This window comes from Actinomadura sp. B10D3, from assembly GCF_039871695.1.
Classification (GTDB): Bacteria; Actinomycetota; Actinomycetes; order Streptosporangiales; family Streptosporangiaceae; genus Spirillospora; species Spirillospora madurae.
In genome coordinates this window covers 30,224-46,930 of the sequence record NZ_JBDPLY010000020.1, presented here as the reverse complement: position 1 = coordinate 46,930, position 16,707 = coordinate 30,224, and the positions used below count along the sequence as shown (strand labels likewise).

Sequence of the window (16,707 nt, the reverse complement as noted above, 5' to 3'; positions counted from 1 at the left end):
ACGCTCATGACCTGCGTCATTATCAATTTTGAGTTCTTTGTAACCTCTGGTTCGTACTACTACAGTGCCGTGAAACATCGGCGGGTTTCTGGTGAATCGAGGTCAGGCCATGAGCGGACGTCATCGCAATGACATCCCCGAGGGGATGGGCGACGGCGGATACGACCCGTCCACGCCCGTCTTCGGCCCGGCCAACGACGGGTCGTCCGACTGGTTCGGGGCGCGTGACGGGCAGGGGCAGCCGCTCGCCCAGCCGCAGGCGGGTCCGCAGGGCGCGCCGCCCGGCATGGCGCCGGGGGCCTCGGGCGAGACGCCGGAATGGTTCACGCCCCGGCAGTCGTCGGAGCAGCCGGTGTACGGCGGGCGGTCCGGCGCGTCCGAGACGGGCGGGTACGGGACCGGGCGGTCCGGGGGCTACGGGCGGGAGCCCGGGGCTTCCTCGCCGCAGGGGCCGCCCCCCGAATCCTCGCCGCTGGCCGGGACCGGGTACAGCGAGTACGACTCCATCAGCAGGTCGGACGGCGGCCGTGCCGGGCTCTTCGGCGGCTCCGGAGGGCCGGGCGACTCCGGCGGCTACGGCGGCGGGTCCGGTGACTCGGGCGGTTACGGCGGCGGGTCCGGTGGTTACGGCAGCGGGTCCGGCGGTTACGAGTACGGGCGCCGCAAGCGCAAGCGCAGCGCGACCGCGCTGATCGGGCCGATGGCCGGGGCCGTCGGCCTCGCGGTGCTCCTCGGCGTCGGCGTCTACGCGTTCGCCGAGAGCGGCGGCGGCTGCTCCGGCGACGACGCGCTGAACCTGTCGGTCGCGGTGGCGCCCGACATCGCGCCGGTCGTGGAGAAGGCCGCCGGCCGCTTCAACGACGGCAAGGAGAAGGTCGACGGCAAGTGCGTCAAGGCGACGGTGAAGAAGGTCGAGCCGGCGTCGGTGACGACCCTGCTGTCCGGGCAGGCCGTGGCCAACGACCGGCCGGACGTGTGGATCCCCGACTCGTCCCTGTGGACGTCCCTGGCCCAGGCCGGTGACGAGAAGGGCGAGAAGGGCGGCGTCGTCTCCACGAAGACGTCCCTGGCGCAGAGCCCGATCGTCGTGGGGCTGCCCCAGTCGCTCGCGGTGCAACTGAAGAAGCAGGGCGTCACCGCCAGCCCGTCCTGGGACAACCTGCTGAAGGCCGCCGGCGGCACCGCGGGCGGCGCGGTGACCAAGAACCAGATGATCCCGGCGGGCTCGGTGCGGCTCCTCGCGCCCGACCCGATGAAGAACGCCGCGGGCATGGGCTCGCTGATGGTCACGAGCATGCTGCTGGCGAACGACCCCAACCGCGACTCGATCTTCACCGGCATCGTCCGGACCGTCCGCGAGAGCACCGTCCCCAACGTGGCGGCGGAGTTCCAGCGCTTCCGCAAGGACCGCAGCGGCAAGCAGCCGATCTCGCTGTCGTCCGAGCAGGCCCTCTACGCCTACAACCGGACGAAGCCGGCCGAGCCCGCGGTGGCGCTGTACCCGATCGAGGGCACGCTGTCGATGGACTACCCGTTCACCGTGACCAGCAAGGACGACGCCAAGCAGAAGGGCGCCCGCCTGCTGGAGAAGGCGATGAGCACCGAGGCCACCCGCAAGGACGTCCTCGACGCCGGGTTCCGGACGCCGGACGGCAAGGCGCCCTCCGGGTTCACCCCGGCCACCGGGGTCAGCCCGGCCCGGCCGCGGCAGCTGCCCACGCCGAAGAGCGACGACGTCGCGAAGGTCATGCAGGCGTGGTCGAAGCTGTCGCTCGGCCTGCGCATGCTGACGCTGATCGACGTGTCCGGGTCGATGGCCGAGAAGGTCGGGCCGAACACCAACCGGCTGCAGGCGATCGCGCAGGTGTCGCAGGGCGGGCTCAGCATGATGTCCAACGACACCGAGCTCGGGCAGTGGCTGTTCTCGACGAACATGGACGGCAGCATCCCCTACAAGGAGTCGGTGCCGATCGGCCCGCTCGGCGACCGGATCGGGTCGAACACGCGGCGCGGGCTCGTCCTGTCGACGCTGAACCAGATGAAGCCGAAGCCGAACGGCGACACCGGCCTGTACCGGACGATGCTGGCCGCGTACAAGAAGATGAACGAGACCTACAAGCCGGAGTTCGGCAACTCGATCCTGCTGCTCACGGACGGCAAGAACGACGACGACGGCGGCCCGACGCTGGCGGAGACGCTGAAGCAGCTGAAGGAGATGCAGGATCCGAACAAGCCGATCCAGGTCAACATGATCGGCTTCGGTAAGGGGGTCGACAGGAACGAGCTGGAGAAGATCGCCACGGCGACGAACGGCAACGTCCAGGTCGCGCAGACGCCGCAGGAGATCTCCAAGATCTTCCTCAAGATGCTGTCCCGGCGCATCCAGTGATCACCTGCCGGTGATCTTCCGGACGCGCCGGGTAGTTCTGGAATTTTCCCTGCGTTCGGTGTCAACCGGGTGCGGGACCCGATCGTCTTTCTATGTGGAGGCCCGACGGGGAGCGGGGCCGTCGGGCCTCCGACTCACCTTCCTCCCTGGCCCGTGACAGGGAAGGCGGCCGGTCCGGACGACCGGGGCCGCCGGGAGAGAACACCGCTCCCCTTCTTCATTTTCTTCTCAGCCCGTCCCCAATGGTGCGGACGAGGCTTTCCGAACAGCCCGCGGGAGGACCTCGTGTCCGGTTGGCCCAGTCTCGATCGCGCCGACGACGAGCGCCTGGCCCGGTCGTTGGCGGCGGGCGACCCAGGCGCCCTCATCCAGGTGATGGACCGCTACGCGGCCCGCCTGTACGACTACTGCCACGCGCTGCTGCGCGACCAGGACCAGGCGGCCGGCGCGCTCCACGACGCGCTCATCGCCGCCTACGCGCACGTGTCCGTGCTGCGCGAGCCCGACCGGTTCCGCGGCTGGCTCTACGCGCTCGTCCGCAACGAGTGCATGCGGCGGCTGCGCGACCCGGACCGTCCCGCCGAGCGCCACGAGGCGCCCGAGGTCGAGGACGGCTTCCTGGACGAGGCCGAGCAGGCCCGCCGGCAGGAGGCCCGCCGGCTCGTCCACGGCGCCCTGGCCGAGTTGCGCGGCCGCGAGCGCGAGGCGCTGGACCTCGTGCTGCGGCACGGCCTGGACACGGCCGAGGTCGGCGCCGTCCTCGGCATGGACGCCCAGGAGGCCACCGACCTGACCGGCGAGGCCCACGCCCGCCTGGACGACGCGCTCGCCGCCGGCTACCTCGCCCGCGCGGGGCGCGACGACTGCCCGGAGATCGCCGCGATCGCCGGCGACGCCGCCGGGCCGCTGCCGCCGCCCGTGATGCGGCGGCTCGTCCACCACATCCAGACATGCGGCATCTGCGGTCCGCGGCGCGACCGGACCGTCTCCGCGGCGCGGCTTCTCCAGGTGCTCCCGGTCGCGATGATGCCGACCGACCTGCGCGGGCTCGTCATGGCGACCGCCACCGACCCCGCGCTGGCGCCCGACCTCGCCGCGATCGCGCACAGGGCCGAACCGTTCGACGCCTGGGGCTGGCCGCACGGCCTCGACCGCGCGGACGCGGGGGCGTTCTCCGAGCGGCGCGCCCCGCGCGGGCTGCTCGCGGCGCTGGCCGCGGCCGCGGCCGTCATCGTGATCGTGGCCGGGGCCTTCTACGTGATGTCCGGCTCGTCGAGCGAGCCGACGGCGGCCAAGGACCCCTCGGGCGGGACCAGCTCGGCGGCCTCCCCGTCGTCCCCGGGCGACTCCGAGAGCCCGTCGGACAGCCCGTCGCCGACCGAGTCGGAGACGCCGACGCCCACGCCCACCACGACCAGCCCGACCCCGACGCCGACCCGGACGCGCACGCCGACGCGCTCGTCCAGGCCGTCCGCGACCAGCAGCGCGCCGCGGACCGGCAGGCTGTCGGTGGGCGGCTGCACGATCAGCGGTCCCGGGCGCGGCAGCTGCAACCTCTCGGTGCGCGCCGTGGGCGGGTCCGTCACCTGGTCCGTCACAGGTCACTCCGACGGGCTCAGCGCCAGCGGCGGGGGCACGCTCCGCAGCGGGCAGAGCACCTCCGTCCGTGTCTTCGGCACGTGCACGCCGCCCGGCGGATCGGGGACGGTCAGCTTCTCCCCCAGTGGCACGGGCTCGGTGACGCTGTCGTGCGACGAGGAGCCTCCGGGCGACGGTCCGGAGGGCAACTGAGCCAAACGTGATCTAGATCACATTGCTACTCGCAAGTACCGTTCCACAAGGCGATTCGGCCACAGCGCGTACCCTCGCGGTCACTAAAATCGGCCCAAAGGGGAGAAATTCCAGCGACTTGATGGCAAGATCAGGCAACCAGAGTCGGCCGACCGGTGTCGGGGCTCAGCGGAGGCACGATCTAGCACATCACAACCATCGACTGGGAGGGTTCCCTTGGCCGGTGAGCCAGGGCCCCGGCAGAACGATGACGTCAGGCTGGCGGACTCGCTGCGAGCCGGGGACGTCATCGCGCTGACCGAGGTGTACGACACCTACGCGCCGTTCCTCTACGACTACTGCCACGGCCTGCTGCGCGACCGCGTCGAGGCGGCCGGAGCGCTGCGCAACGTCGTGATCGCCGCCCGCGAGCACGTGGACCGGCTCACCGAGCCGGACCGGCTGCGCGGCTGGCTGTACGCCATCGCCCGCAAGGAGTGCATGCGGCGCCGCGACAGCCCCAACCGGCACACCGGGCAGGAGGCCCCGGAGGCCGACGACGAGCTCACTCCCGAGCAGCTCGCCCGCCGCGAGGAGCGCCGGCTGCTCGCGCACAGCGCGCTCGCCGCGCTCAACGGGCGGCAGCGCGAGGCGATCGACCTCTCGGTCCGCCACGAGCTGGACGAGGTGGACCTGTCCGGCGTCTTCGGCATGCCGCTGGAGGAGACGCTCGCGCTGGTGGAGAAGGCCCGCGAGGACCTCGCCGCCGCGCTGCACGCGTCCCTCATCGCGCAGAACCACTGGAAGGACTGCCCGAGCGTCTCCGCGCTGACCGAGTCGTGGCCGCTGTCCCCGCAGACGTCGGCCTCGCTCGTCCGGCACGTGGCGAGCTGCCCGGTCTGCGGCGCGCGGGAGACGCCGCCGCTGCCGCCGGACCGGCTGCTGTCGGTGCTGCCGATCGCGGCGATCCCCGCCGAGCTGCGACTGGACGTGCTGACCGCCGCGACCGCCGAGGACCGCGCCGGGAACCGCCGCGCCATCGCCGCCTGGACCGAGCCGTTCGACGAGTACGGCTGGCCCCTCCCCTACCAGCAGACCGCGCCCCGCGCCCGCGACCGGGCGCCCCGCCGCCGCGGCCCCGTGCTCGCCGCCGTCGCCGTGGGCGTCGGCGTCCTGGTGCTGTTCGGCGGCGCGATGGCCTGGCTCGGCGGCGGGAGCGGCGGGACGAACGCCTCCGCGACCGGCCCGGCGTCCCCCGGCGGCGGTGACTCGCCCGGTGGCTCGGGCGCGCCCGAGCCTGCGCCGACGGACCCGTTCCCCACGGTGTCGTCGCCGTCCCCGAGCGAGTCGGGGTCGCCGTCGAAGTCGCCGTCGCCTTCCAAGAGCCCGTCGAAGACGCCGTCCAGCAAGCCGCCTACCCCGCCGACGTCCGAGGCGCCGAAGCCTCCGACGCCGGGGGACCTCTCGGTGAGCGGCTGCGACATGGGGCGGAGGAGCTCCTGCACCGTCCAGGTCACCGCGGTCGGCGGTCCGGCGAACTGGCGCGTGACCGGGACGTCCGGCCCTGTGCGGGCCGGCGGCTCCGGGCACCTCGACGCGGGACAGAGCGCCGGTGTGCGTGTGACGCGCGCGTCCAGCTTCTGCCTCGGCCAGCAGACCGGCACCGTGTCGGTCTCGGGCCGCTCCGTGTCGGTCACCTACACGTGCTGAGCGGGGTGCGCGCCGTGTGAGCGGCGCGCACCCGCAGGGCAGGGCCGCCTACCGGAGGAAACCGGCATCGAGGGTCGCGTGTGCGCGCTCCAGCAGGAGCGGGACCCCGGTGCCGATCTGGTCGAACCCCTCCCCGACGGTGGCGTTCTGCAGGTAGCGGGCGTGGATGCCCTCCAGGATCACCGCGAGCTTGAAGCACGCGAACGCGACGTAGAAGTCGACGTCCGCGAGGTCGAAGCCGGTCAGCGCGGCGTAGCGGCCGGCGAACTCGCGGCGCGTGAAGAACCCGGGCGCAGAGGTGATCGTGGCGCCGACCGGGAGCTCCTGCTCGTCGGCGGCCTCGGCCCAGTAGACGAGCGTCAGCCCGAGGTCGGACAGCGGGTCGCCGAGCGTCGACATCTCCCAGTCGACGACGGCGGCGATCTCCGGACGCGGCTCCAGCCGGGCGAGCGCGTTGTCGAGCCGGAAGTCGCCGTGGACGAGCCGCGCCGGGGCGTCGGCGGGCATCCGCTCGGCGAGCCGCGCGACGAGCCGGTCGTACTCGGGCAGGTCGCGGCGCGCGCCGGTCGACCTGATGGCCTCCCGCGAGCCGTCCCACTGCTTGCCCCAGCGCCTGAGCTGGCGCTCCATGTAGCCGCTCGGACGGCCGAAGTCCTCCAGCCCGACCGCCTTCACGTCGACCGTGTGGATCGCGGCGAGCGCCCCGGCCAGCGCCTCGCTGAGGCCGCGCGCCTGCTCGGGGGTCATGTCCTCGGCGTCCTCGCGGGCGCGCAGGACGCGTCCCTCGACGAAGTCCATGAGGTAGAAGCGGGCGCCGATGACGTCCTCGTCGTCGCAGAACGCCAGCGTCTTCGGCACCGGCACCGCCGTCCCGTGGCCGAGGGCGCTGAGCACCCGGTACTCGCGTCCCATGTCGTGGGCCGTCGGCTGGACGTGCCCGAGCGGCGGCCTGCGCAGCACGATCCGGCGGCCGCCGTCCAGCGTGATGCCGTAGGTGAGGTTCGAACGCCCGCCCGCGATCAGGTCGATCGCGGTGATCCGTCCCGATCCGGGCAGCTCGCGGGCCAGCCAGGCCGCCAGCCGGGGGACGTCGACACCGGGCACCCCGGCCGGAAGTTCTGCGTCAACGGTCATGACGTCCTATTAGAACGCGGCTCGGTCTGGCCTGTGAACCCCACCGGGGTACCCGCGCCGTGAGCGACGCCACCCCGGCCACTTCCGGCCGACTTGCAGGCGGGTTTCACCATACCTTCAGAATGGGTGCTGACCTGCACGGACACCGTCGACCGCGGAACAGCGGAGTCGGATTCCCGGGAACACCCGGAGGAAAAATGTGACACAAGGTGGAATGCTCGGACACGCGGGGTACCCATTCGCATCGACTCCCGAGCAAACTGGGCTCTACCCGGCACGGAGGCCCTTAGCCGTCATCCGGCTCATGAGACGGCAGGCTGGACTGAGGAGTCCCGCTGGGCTAGAAGAGGACTAGACCACTCGGGGTCAGACCGCCCGATTGGGGGGGACGCACCGTGGCAGACGCATGGCTGCCGGGAGCCGGCCGCATGCCGGCACGACATGACGGTGGAGCGTTGAGAGGGGGTGCTCCCCGCGCCGTGTGGTGCGCCGGCGAGTACGACCCCCACGCCGTCTCGGCGCGCTCGGTGGCCGCCGACCTCCTCAAGGAGGACCGGCCGGCCCACCTGGTGTGGCATCCCGGCACCGGCGAGATCGTGCAGCTCCTCCCGATCACCCGCGCGGCCCGGCTGCTCGGCGGGCGGATCGGCCGGGAGGGGCGCGTCTGCGCGCAGCTCATGGTGATCGGCCAGTCCCGGGCGCCGTTCACCGGCTCGCTGCTCACCGGCATCGACGCGATCGTCGCCTGGCTGGACGCGTGGGGCGTCGCGCGCCGCTGGCCGGCCGGCCCCCCGCTCCCCTCGCCCCAGTCGTACCACGCGCACCGCAATCGCAGGGACTGGGCGCGCGGCGGGCATTACGGCGCCTCCCAGGTCCCGGTGCTCGACCGTCCCGACCCCGGCGGCATCGACATCCGGCGCATCACCGGACCCGACACGCCGCTCGCGGCCATCCCGAAGCCCCGCGTCCCGGGCACCTCGGCCGGGCCCCGCCTGCTGCCGCCGCGCACCCGCACGCCCGACACCGTCCGTCCTCCGCAGAACGACCCCCCGCCCCCGGGACGTCCCGCACCGCTGCGCCCGGCCTCCGAGCCGGTGCCCGTGGGACCGTCCGCCAACTGACCTGCTCGCAGCCGGTGCGGAGCGCATCGGCCCTTTCGCGCTACCCGGCGAGGTCCCGGACGACCTCGCAGCCCTTGCGCAGCTCGGTGAGGGACGCGGCGGCGCCGTACCCGATCACCAGGCCGGACGCGCGCACCGGACCCATGTGGTGGCGGTCGAGCGTCTCGACCAGGACCCCGCGCTCGGCGGCCTCGTCCGTGACCCGCCGGGCCACCGGCGCCGGGACGTCCACGACCAGGTGGAGGCCGGCCGTGTCGCCGCGCAGGGACAGGCCGTCGAGCGCCTGCACCACGACCTCGCGGCGCCGCGCGTACTCCCCCCGCATCCGGCGGATGTACCGGTCCAGATCGCCGCGCTCCAGGAGGAGCTTGAGCGCGTCCTGCGGCACCACGGCGGTCCGGTCGTTCAGCTCCTCCCGCCGCAGCGCCACCTCGGCGACCAGGTCGGGGCGTCCGACGAGCCAGCCCACGCCCATGTCCGCCGTGAGGATCTTGGCCGAGGTGCCCAGGTAGACCACCACGTCCGGATCCAGCCCGTACAGCGCGGGCAGGGGCGCGACGTCGTAGCGGAACTCGCCGTCGTAGTCGTCCTCCGCGATCAGCGCCCCGGTGCGCCGCGCCCACGCCAGCAGGGCCTGCCGGCGCGGCACCGGCAGGACACCGCCCATCGGGAACTGGTGGGACGGCGTCGTGTAGACGATGCGCAGATCATCGGGCAGGCCGTCGACGATGAGGCCGTGCTCGTCGACGGGGCAGGGAACGAGCTCGGCGCCTCGCCCGAGGAAGACCGCGCGGGCCTTGCCATAGCCGGGCTCCTCGACGCCCACGCGATCGCCCGGCCGCAGCACGGTCGCCGCCAGGAGATCGAGCCCGTTCGTCGCCCCGCGCGTCACGAGAAGGCCGTCCAGAGGGCAGGTCACTCCGCGGCTACGCCTGATGTAGTCGGCGAGTGCCTCCCGCAGGCCGGGCAACCCGTGCGGCTCCTGACGCTGCTGCGGCGGCATCCCCGCTGCCAGCCGCCATGCTCTGCGCCATGCGGGCGTGTCCAGCGCCCCGATCCACGCCGTTCCAGGTCTCAGGTCGATCTCGTGCGGGGCCGCCATCCTGCGGAGCGGCTTCGTCTCCACCCTCTGGGGCGCCAGGGCAGGGGCGGCTGCCACACCCTCGGTGACGTACGTGCCGGAACCATGCCGCCCCTCCAGCCAGCCCTCGGCGTACAACTGCTCATAGGCCTCGGTCACGACCGTCCGGCTGACACCAAGGAGACTGGCCAGCGCTCTACTGGACGGAAGCCGCTCCCCGGCGGCCAGACGTCCCTCCCCCATCGCGGCACGCAACTGGCCGACGAGCTGCGCGCTCATCGGCTCCTTGCCGTCCCTCTCCACGGACAGGGGCAGATCGATCGACAAAGTGGTCTCCACCCATACGCGTCGAGTGGCCATACCCACCAGGCCACTCCCCTCCTAGCGTAAACGGGCATGAACCCACTCTCCTCAACCGCCCGCACACGCCTGGGCCGGTACCCCGAGCGCTCCAGCACCGACCGTTCCGTCCTCTACGAGATCCTCGACGACGGCATGATCTGCCACCTCGGCCTCATCATGAACGGCTCACCACGCGTCATCCCCACCGGCTACGGCCGCGAGGACGACACCCTCTACGTCCACGGCTCCTCCGGAGCGAGCAGCCTCAGAGCCGGACCGTCCCAGGACATCTGCATCACCGTCACCCATCTGGACGGGATCGTCCTCGCCAGGTCCCTGTTCCACCACTCCATCAACTACCGCAGCGCCCTCATCTACGGGACGCCCCGCCTGGTCTCCGATGCGGACGAGAAGCTGCGCGGCCTCCGCGTCATCACCGAGCAACTGGCCCCCGGCCAGTGGGACGTTGCCCGGCAGCCCACTCGCAAGGAACTCGCAGGCGTCTCCGTCTTGGCCCTTTCCCTGGACGAGGCCTCCGTCAAGATCCGGCAGGGACCGCCCAGCGACGACGAACCCGACTACGACCTCGACGTCTGGGCCGGGGTTCTTCCCGTCCGCCAGATCTTCGGCACACCCGCCCCGGACCCGCTCCTGCGCCCCGGCATCCCCGTCCCGGGGCATATCGCCCGCCGTGTGACCTCCTAAATCGATCGCCCGCGATGCCCCGCGCGGTCGGTCATGGCCGTAGGGTGAGTCCATGAACGAGCGGCTGGTCTGGATCGACTGCGAGATGACGGGACTCGACCTGCGCAACGACGCGCTCATCGAGATAGCCGCACTGGTCACCGACAGCGAGCTCAACATCCTGGACGAGGGCGTCGACGTGGTGATCAAGCCGCCCCCCGAGTCGGTCACCCAGATGACCAAGGTCGTCCGGGACATGCACACCACGTCCGGCCTCCTGGAGGCCCTCCCCGGCGGCGTGACCCTCGGCGAGGCCGAGGACGTCGTCCTCGACTACATCAAGAAGCACGTCAAGGACCCGAAGAAGGCGCCTCTCTGCGGCAACTCCATCGCCACGGACCGCTCCTTCCTCGCCCGCGACATGCCGGCGCTCGACGCCCACCTCCACTACCGCATGGTGGACGTCTCCTCCATCAAGGAGCTCGCCCGGCGCTGGTACCCCCGCGTCTACTTCGCCAGCCCCGAGAAGAAGGGCGGCCACCGCGCCCTCGCCGACATCACCGAGAGCATCCAGGAGCTGCGCTACTACCGCGCCGCCGTCTTCGTCCAGCAGCCCGGCCCCGACTCCGACACCGCCCGCGCCATCGCCGCCAAGGTCGCCTCCGGCTGACCCACCCCCGGGGAGCCGCTACACTACTGGGAGCCGGGCGCGATCCCGGCCACGGTGGGTGTAGCTCAGCTGGCAGAGCACTTGGTTGTGGTCCAAGATGTCGGGGGTTCAAGTCCCCTCACTCACCCCAGGCTAGAAGCAAGAAAAGCCCTGGTCACCGCAAGGATGACCGGGGCTTCTCTGTGTCCGGCGCCAGGCTCCCGCTCTCAGATGTCCGACGGAGCGATCTGGTTCGTCTGAACCCGCGTTCCATGAGAGGGAGAACCCCTGCGGTCGGAGACAGAACACAGAGGGCACGCGCAGGGCCGGGCGGGACCGTCAGGCGTGCAGCAGGGCGCGGCCGACGCCGGTCGCCATACCGGCCGCAGGACGGATGCCTCGGGCCTGGCCGCCGTAAAAATCTGATACACCGTGTTGCCAAACTCCGATGGACGAGGACGGTCGTCTTCGTATTGGCAAAGCCCACTCAAAGAGAGGAAAAGTACACATATGCCGGATCTGAGCGTTCTGCAGTCGACCCCGTACCCGGTCCCGGTCCCGTACCCGACCCCGCAGCCGAAAACCCCGGTCCCGCAGCCGTCGCGCCCCACACCGCCGAAGCCGTAGCGGCTCAGCTGTGAGGGTGATGATGAACTCCTGAACCTGATCTCTGATCAGGCCCCATAAGCAACACGTCGGCCCTCGCGCATCCGTGCGCAAGGGCCGACTCTTTTGGGGCCCCGGTCGCCGAAGGCCCGGGGCCTTCGCCGTCCCCGGCGCGGCCGATCGACTCTCGAAGATCGTCCCGTTATGCTCCCAGTCAGAGATGTCACCGACACGCCAAGGGCGACGGATGAGTGTCGACGAGACGGCCCCGCTCCGCGTACTCGTGGTGGACGGGGACCCCCGGGTCCGAGCCGACGTGGTCTCCCTGCTGGACGCCAGCGACGAGCTCGAGGTCGTCGCCGACACCCACGACCCCGCCGCGGCCCTCGCCCTGGCCGAGCGCCTGCGCCCCGACATCGTCCTGCTGGACGCGGCCGCCGCCGACCGCACGTCCCCCCTCAGCACCGCGTCCCGCGTGTTCGTCCTCGCCGCCGACGACCAGCACGCCGTCGACGCCGCCCTGCGCGCCGGCGCCTGCGGCCACCTCGTCCCCGGCTCCTTCACCGCCCGCGACCTCATCCGCGGCGTCCGCGCCGCGTCCCGCACCAGCCTCGGCCTGTCCGCCCGCGAGGCCGAGGTCATGGACCTCATCGCCACCGGCCGCTCCAACGGCGAGATCGCCCGCCAGCTCTTCCTCAGCGAGAAGACGGTGAAGAACCACGTCAACCGCATCTACGGCAAGCTCGGCGTCAGCTCCCGCGCCACCGCCATCGCCCTCTGGCGCGGCATGATGAGCGTGCTCCCCGCCCGCGACTGAACCGGTTCGCACTGGTCCGCCGCTCCTGATACTGTTCTTCCTGTCGCAAGGCCCGCAGGGCCCACATCGACAGGCGCCGTTAGCTCAATTGGCAGAGCAGCGGACTCTTAATCCGCGGGTTCGGGGTTCAAGTCCCTGACGGCGCACCCCGTCTGATCTGGGCAAACGCAAGTATGATCGCGTTTGTCCGTCGGTGTTTATGGGCCTTTTGCCCGCCCCCGCTGCTCCATGTTCGCTCGCCGGACACCACCCCAGACACCGGCGCCGCCAATGGCCGTAACAGCGGCCGTTTCTCCAGCACCTGCCACGGGCCCATAGGCCGCCGTAGCGGCCCGCATCGTCAGAGCCGTGCACCGTTACTCCCGACCGGCGCTGCCTGCCGGGCCCCCACCTCCTGCCCATCCAGAACCTCTCGAGCACCTGGCCCGGCTGTCCCCCGCAGGCACAAAGCCGAGAGCGTGATGACGGTTGCGGCAGCGATCAGCACCGCTGCACCAGCGGCGGCCTGCTGGGCCCCGATCACACCGGTGAGTGGACCTGCGGCCAGGGCGGCGGCGGGAGTGAGAGCGAAACCGCCCAGGACGGTCCAGCTGTTGACCCGCGCCAAAACATGGGATGGGAAGGCGTGCTGGATGGTCGTCCACCACAGCACGGCGTAAATCGTCTGACAGATGCCCGGCAGCAGCATCACCGCTGCCAGCACGGGCCAGGACACGCCCAGCCCCATCAGCAACATCGGGACGGCCGCGGTGGCGGGCAACAGCGCACAGGCCACCACGGGGTGTGCGGAACGCCAGCGAGCGGCGATGACAGCGCCCAGGAACGCGCCGACAGCTTCGACGGCGGTGATGATGCCCCAGGCCCGGGAGCCGCCGTGGCCGTGTTCGCTGTAGAGCGGGCCGATGACGGCGTTGAACGCCACGACCGCGACCAGCACGGCGGTGAACTGCAGGGTGAGGAGCCACACCCACCGGTAGGCGGTGAACTCCCGCCATCCCGCACGCAGTTCCTTCAGCGTCCCGGATGTATCAGCGCGCCAGACCGGGGTCCGTAGACGGGTCAGCAGGAGCGCTGCGATAAGGCTCGCGGCAGCCTCGATCGCGGCGGCCCAGCCCGGTCCCGCCGCAGCGATGACGATCCCGGAGGAGGCCTGGCCGATCAGGAGCCCGGCGGCGTTGGACTGGTTGAGCAGGGCGTTGGCGGCTTGACGGCGCTGCGGGGTGACCAGGTCGGCGACAATGCCGCGCTCGGCGGGCATGAACACCGCCCGCGCCGTCCCGGCCAGCAGCGCCAGAACGCACACCACCCACAGCGACGCCTGCCCGGTCAGGAAGCAGACCGCCAGCGCCGCCCAGGACGACGCGGCCAACAGTTCGGCTCCGGCCAGCACGGTGTGGCGGCGGAACCGGTCCCCAAGCACGCCTCCCGCCAGAACCAGGAGAGCAGGGAATGCTTTGCAGGCCACAACCAGCGACATCCCGGCCGGGCCGTGCCCCAGGTGCATGGCGCCCCAGGCCAAGGCGAGCTGGCCATAGCCGTCTCCGGTACTTCCGACCACCCGGGCCACGAACAGCGGAGCGGTGGCGGGGTTCTTGATCACGCCGATCAGCGTTGGGCTGGCAGACACCAGCAGCACGCTAGAAGGCCCCCGGCCATCGCCTGCGCAACGGCACGTTGAGATACCAAGCCCCCATCGGCAACAGGTGATCCCTTTGTGCCGGGCCTGGTTGACCTACTGCCGCTGGGCGAGCACGGCACGCACACGAGCCGCTCGGTCGTGCCCGAGGTGGAGTTCTCGCTTGAGGGCGCGGATGGACGGCAGCCGGCCCTCTTGGAGGGCATCGGCGAACCGTTCCCGAGCCCGCTCCACCATGGGATCGGGCTCCTCCAGATGCTCAGCAGCTCCGGCGGGCCCGCTGGGAGCGTGCTCCTCAGCTTCGTACCCGCACGAGCGGGTGCGCTCCGACCGGCCTCCTGCGGGGCGGCTTTTGAGTAGGCGGATCAGCAGTTCGAAGGACCCGACGGCGACCAGCGCGGGCCACCCGGCGACCAGTGCGCCGATCAGGCCGTGACCGGCGCCGTGCACGATGTTGGCACCGAGCGTGGCGGCCACTCCGGCAGCAAGCAATGCCCACGCATGCCGCGGCGCGGGGCGGTCGCGGCGGGCGCAATCCAGGAGCACCAAGGAGCAGGTCGCGATCAGCCCGTCCACCGTGAGCGGCAGCACCCGGGCGGCGATGCCGGATTCCCCGTGCCCGGCGACCAGTTCGTAGGCGTGGGCATAGCTGATTAACGCCGCGATCACGGTCACAGAGCAGACCGACACAGCCGCTCCCCACTGGATCAGCCGGTCACCACTCACCAAGAGCACCACCGTCCTCGAAGTCGTAGACATGCAGCCTCTGACGGCAGTCGAAGGCTGAGTCGCTTCGGCTCTGCGAGCCGATCGAACCGGCCGACTCGCAGAGCCGAAACAACGAGATCAGCGGCTTCTAAGTCGGAGGATGGAAGGTCATGACGCTCTGTCCTCTTGGTCCGCGCCAGGTTCGATTGCGCGGTCTTCGGTAGGCGACAGCTTGGCCACCGGACGTGGGTCCCTGACCTTCTTACGGCGTGGGGTGGCGTTGAGGATGACGGCGGCGGCGTCTTCGGCGGACTGGTGCGCCAGTTCCGGCAGCAGGCTGGTGTAGGTGTCGGCGGCGATGGTGATCGACGACAGCCGCAGTGTCTCCTGGACTACCTTCATGTCGTATCCGGCCGACAGCAGGATCGACGCGGCTCCGTGCCGCAGGTCGTGCAGCCGGATCGGCGGCACTCCGGCTTCCATGCTGAGCTGCTCGAACTGTTCGGTGACGAGCGCGGGATGCAGCGGCTGGCCGATCTGGGTGGTGAAGACGTGGCCGGTCTCCTGCCAGGCGTCTCCCGCCGCCAGCCGCTCGGTGTTCTGCCTGCTCTTGTGCGCGCGCAGCGCCTTGACCGTCTCCCGGTCGAGCGAGACCTGGCCTTCCCCCGCCTCACTCTTGGGCTTTCCTTCCCTGGTGGTACTGCCGAGCTGGGTGATCTGCCACCGAACGGTCAGGACTTTGCCGTCCAGATCGATGTCGGCCCAGCGCAGCCCGCAGGACTCGCCGCGGCGCAGACCGCGGAAGGCGATCAGGTAATACAGCGCGTACAGCCGGTGGCCCCGGGTGCGCCGGAGGAAGGTGTTGGTGAGTTCGGGCGTCCACACCATGACCCGGGACGGGCGGGGCGCACCGATGTAGGCATCGAGGCGGTTGAAGCGGGTGCCGTGCCGCATGCCGGGTTCCAGCTTGGCCAGCCGCCTCTTGCGGGTCTCTTGCTCCTGGATGTGGTCGTGGTGGGAGCGGCGCCATTCGGCGATGCGTTCGTCGGTCCACACCAGGGGCTTGGGCGCCTTGCCCGACGGCAACTCGACCAGCGAGGCCACGTTGAGGTCGATCCGCCGTTCCTTGATCGCCTTGCTCAGCGCGGCCCGCAACGTCGCGCGGATCCGATGCTTGGTCGCGGCTCCGACCACCCGGCGCCCCTTCACCTTCGCCCGCAGTTTCGGATCTCCTGAGTGCCGGGCGGCTGTGATGGTCTCGTTCAGCTCGTCGATGGCCTCGAACATCGAGTCCACGTCTGCGACGCGAAGCCGGTCGAGCGGGATCGTACCCAGGTGCGGAGTGAGGTAGAGGCGGATGTGGCTTTCGTAGCTGCGGCGGGTACCTTCGCGCAGTCCCTTGCGGCCCGCGAGCCAGTCCTCCAGGTAGGCGCCGACCGTCACGGTGGCATCCAGGTCCTGGCCGGTGCGGACCTTGCGCCGTACCTCCTCGGGGACGGGCAACCGTTTGGTCGCCTTGACCGTGGCCGTGACCAGGTCGGCGATCTGAACCCGCGTCCGGAAGTCGTCACCGGCTATAGACAGGAGTTCCTTAGCCATCTCCAACTCGGCGTCGGCTGCTTCCTGGGAGGCGAAGCCGCCGCGCCGCAGCGGTGTGCGCCTACGTCCGTCGAGGGTGGGTGGGAGCTCCAGCTGGTAGTACCAGCGTCCGTGTTTGGCGCTCCAGCGGCCGTCCCCGCGCCGTAGCCTCGGGCACTTGGTGCGCAGCAGCCTGCCGGTCTCGGCGTCGCGGCAGCCACATGATTTGAAGGTCGTTCCGGCGGCCATCGAACTATCCCCCGTCTCCTGGTTCAGGGCACCCAGCGGGGTCGAGGCCGAGCAGGGCGAGCAGGCCGGCGGTGGGCACCAGGTAGCTGCCTCCAATGCGCAGCACCCGGCAAGGGAACTCCCCGGCCCTGGCCAGCGCGTAGCTCTTGGTGCGCCCCACCCCGATCGCTCGTCCTGCGGTGACCACATCGACCATCGCGGGCAGCATGCGGATCTCCGCCGGTGTCATCCCA

The 16,707-nt window shown here is 71.1% G+C and carries 13 protein-coding genes and 2 tRNA genes; 9 read left to right on the top strand and 6 right to left on the bottom strand.

Annotation, left to right across the window (positions count from 1 at the left end; all coding sequences use genetic code 11):
• The first annotated feature begins 109 nt into the window (after nt 1-109).
• The 3 genes from ABGB11_RS26885 (at nt 110) to ABGB11_RS26875 (ending at nt 5,869) form a co-directional block, all read left to right on the top strand.
• A complete protein-coding gene (locus ABGB11_RS26885; RefSeq protein WP_347636981.1) occupies nt 110-2,389 on the top strand; it encodes a substrate-binding domain-containing protein in 2,280 nt (759 codons plus the stop codon).
• 285 nt (nt 2,390-2,674) lie between these two features.
• Nucleotides 2,675-4,180, top strand: a complete 1,506-nt coding sequence (locus tag ABGB11_RS26880; protein ID WP_347636979.1) for a sigma-70 family RNA polymerase sigma factor — start codon at nt 2,675-2,677, stop codon at nt 4,178-4,180.
• Between the two features lie 216 nt (nt 4,181-4,396).
• Nucleotides 4,397-5,869, top strand: a complete 1,473-nt coding sequence (locus ABGB11_RS26875; RefSeq protein WP_347636977.1) for a sigma-70 family RNA polymerase sigma factor — start codon at nt 4,397-4,399, stop codon at nt 5,867-5,869.
• A 48-nt stretch (nt 5,870-5,917) separates the two neighbouring features.
• Here the strand turns inward: ABGB11_RS26875 and ABGB11_RS26870 are convergent, their stop codons facing one another.
• Complete coding sequence (locus ABGB11_RS26870) at nt 5,918-7,003, bottom strand: phosphotransferase family protein (RefSeq protein ID WP_347636975.1); 1,086 nt, start codon at nt 7,001-7,003, stop codon at nt 5,918-5,920.
• Nucleotides 7,004-7,431: 428 nt separating this feature from the next.
• Here ABGB11_RS26870 and ABGB11_RS26865 point away from each other — a divergent pair, with 428 nt between their 5' ends.
• The gene (locus ABGB11_RS26865; protein ID WP_347636973.1) at nt 7,432-8,124 is read left to right on the top strand and encodes a hypothetical protein; all 693 of its coding nucleotides are present in this window, start codon (nt 7,432-7,434) and stop codon (nt 8,122-8,124) included.
• A gap of 40 nt (nt 8,125-8,164) precedes the next feature.
• Here the strand turns inward: ABGB11_RS26865 and ABGB11_RS26860 are convergent, their stop codons facing one another.
• Nucleotides 8,165-9,526, bottom strand: a complete 1,362-nt coding sequence (locus ABGB11_RS26860; RefSeq protein ID WP_347637182.1) for a PLP-dependent aminotransferase family protein — start codon at nt 9,524-9,526, stop codon at nt 8,165-8,167.
• 75 nt (nt 9,527-9,601) lie between these two features.
• Here ABGB11_RS26860 and ABGB11_RS26855 point away from each other — a divergent pair, with 75 nt between their 5' ends.
• The 5 genes from ABGB11_RS26855 (at nt 9,602) to ABGB11_RS26835 (ending at nt 12,449) form a co-directional block, all read left to right on the top strand.
• Nucleotides 9,602-10,252: a pyridoxamine 5'-phosphate oxidase family protein gene (locus ABGB11_RS26855; protein ID WP_347636971.1), complete on the top strand. Its 651-nt coding sequence runs from the start codon at nt 9,602-9,604 to the stop codon at nt 10,250-10,252.
• Between the two features lie 52 nt (nt 10,253-10,304).
• Nucleotides 10,305-10,901 (top strand): oligoribonuclease, encoded by a 597-nt coding sequence (orn, locus tag ABGB11_RS26850; RefSeq protein WP_347636969.1) that lies wholly within the window; start codon nt 10,305-10,307, stop codon nt 10,899-10,901.
• A 54-nt stretch (nt 10,902-10,955) separates the two neighbouring features.
• Nucleotides 10,956-11,031 (top strand) — tRNA-His (locus ABGB11_RS26845).
• Between the two features lie 702 nt (nt 11,032-11,733).
• Nucleotides 11,734-12,303 (top strand): response regulator transcription factor, encoded by a 570-nt coding sequence (locus ABGB11_RS26840; RefSeq protein WP_347636967.1) that lies wholly within the window; start codon nt 11,734-11,736, stop codon nt 12,301-12,303.
• A 73-nt stretch (nt 12,304-12,376) separates the two neighbouring features.
• Nucleotides 12,377-12,449: transfer RNA gene (locus tag ABGB11_RS26835), tRNA-Lys, on the top strand.
• Between the two features lie 194 nt (nt 12,450-12,643).
• Here ABGB11_RS26835 and ABGB11_RS26830 read toward each other — a convergent pair.
• The 4 genes from ABGB11_RS26830 to ABGB11_RS26815 all read right to left on the bottom strand — a co-directional run bounded on the left by ABGB11_RS26830 (nt 12,644) and on the right by ABGB11_RS26815 (nt 16,703).
• Nucleotides 12,644-13,939, bottom strand: a complete 1,296-nt coding sequence (locus ABGB11_RS26830; RefSeq protein WP_347636965.1) for an MFS transporter — start codon at nt 13,937-13,939, stop codon at nt 12,644-12,646.
• Nucleotides 13,940-14,035: 96 nt separating this feature from the next.
• Nucleotides 14,036-14,629 (bottom strand): DUF2637 domain-containing protein, encoded by a 594-nt coding sequence (locus ABGB11_RS26825; protein WP_347636963.1) that lies wholly within the window; start codon nt 14,627-14,629, stop codon nt 14,036-14,038.
• A 186-nt stretch (nt 14,630-14,815) separates the two neighbouring features.
• On the bottom strand, nt 14,816-16,474 hold the full coding sequence (locus ABGB11_RS26820) for a tyrosine-type recombinase/integrase (protein WP_347636961.1): 1,659 nt from the start codon (nt 16,472-16,474) through the stop codon (nt 14,816-14,818).
• Nucleotides 16,475-16,478: 4 nt separating this feature from the next.
• Nucleotides 16,479-16,703, bottom strand: coding sequence for a DNA-binding protein (locus ABGB11_RS26815; RefSeq protein WP_347636959.1), 225 nt, complete (start codon nt 16,701-16,703; stop codon nt 16,479-16,481).
• Nucleotides 16,704-16,707 lie beyond the last annotated feature (4 nt).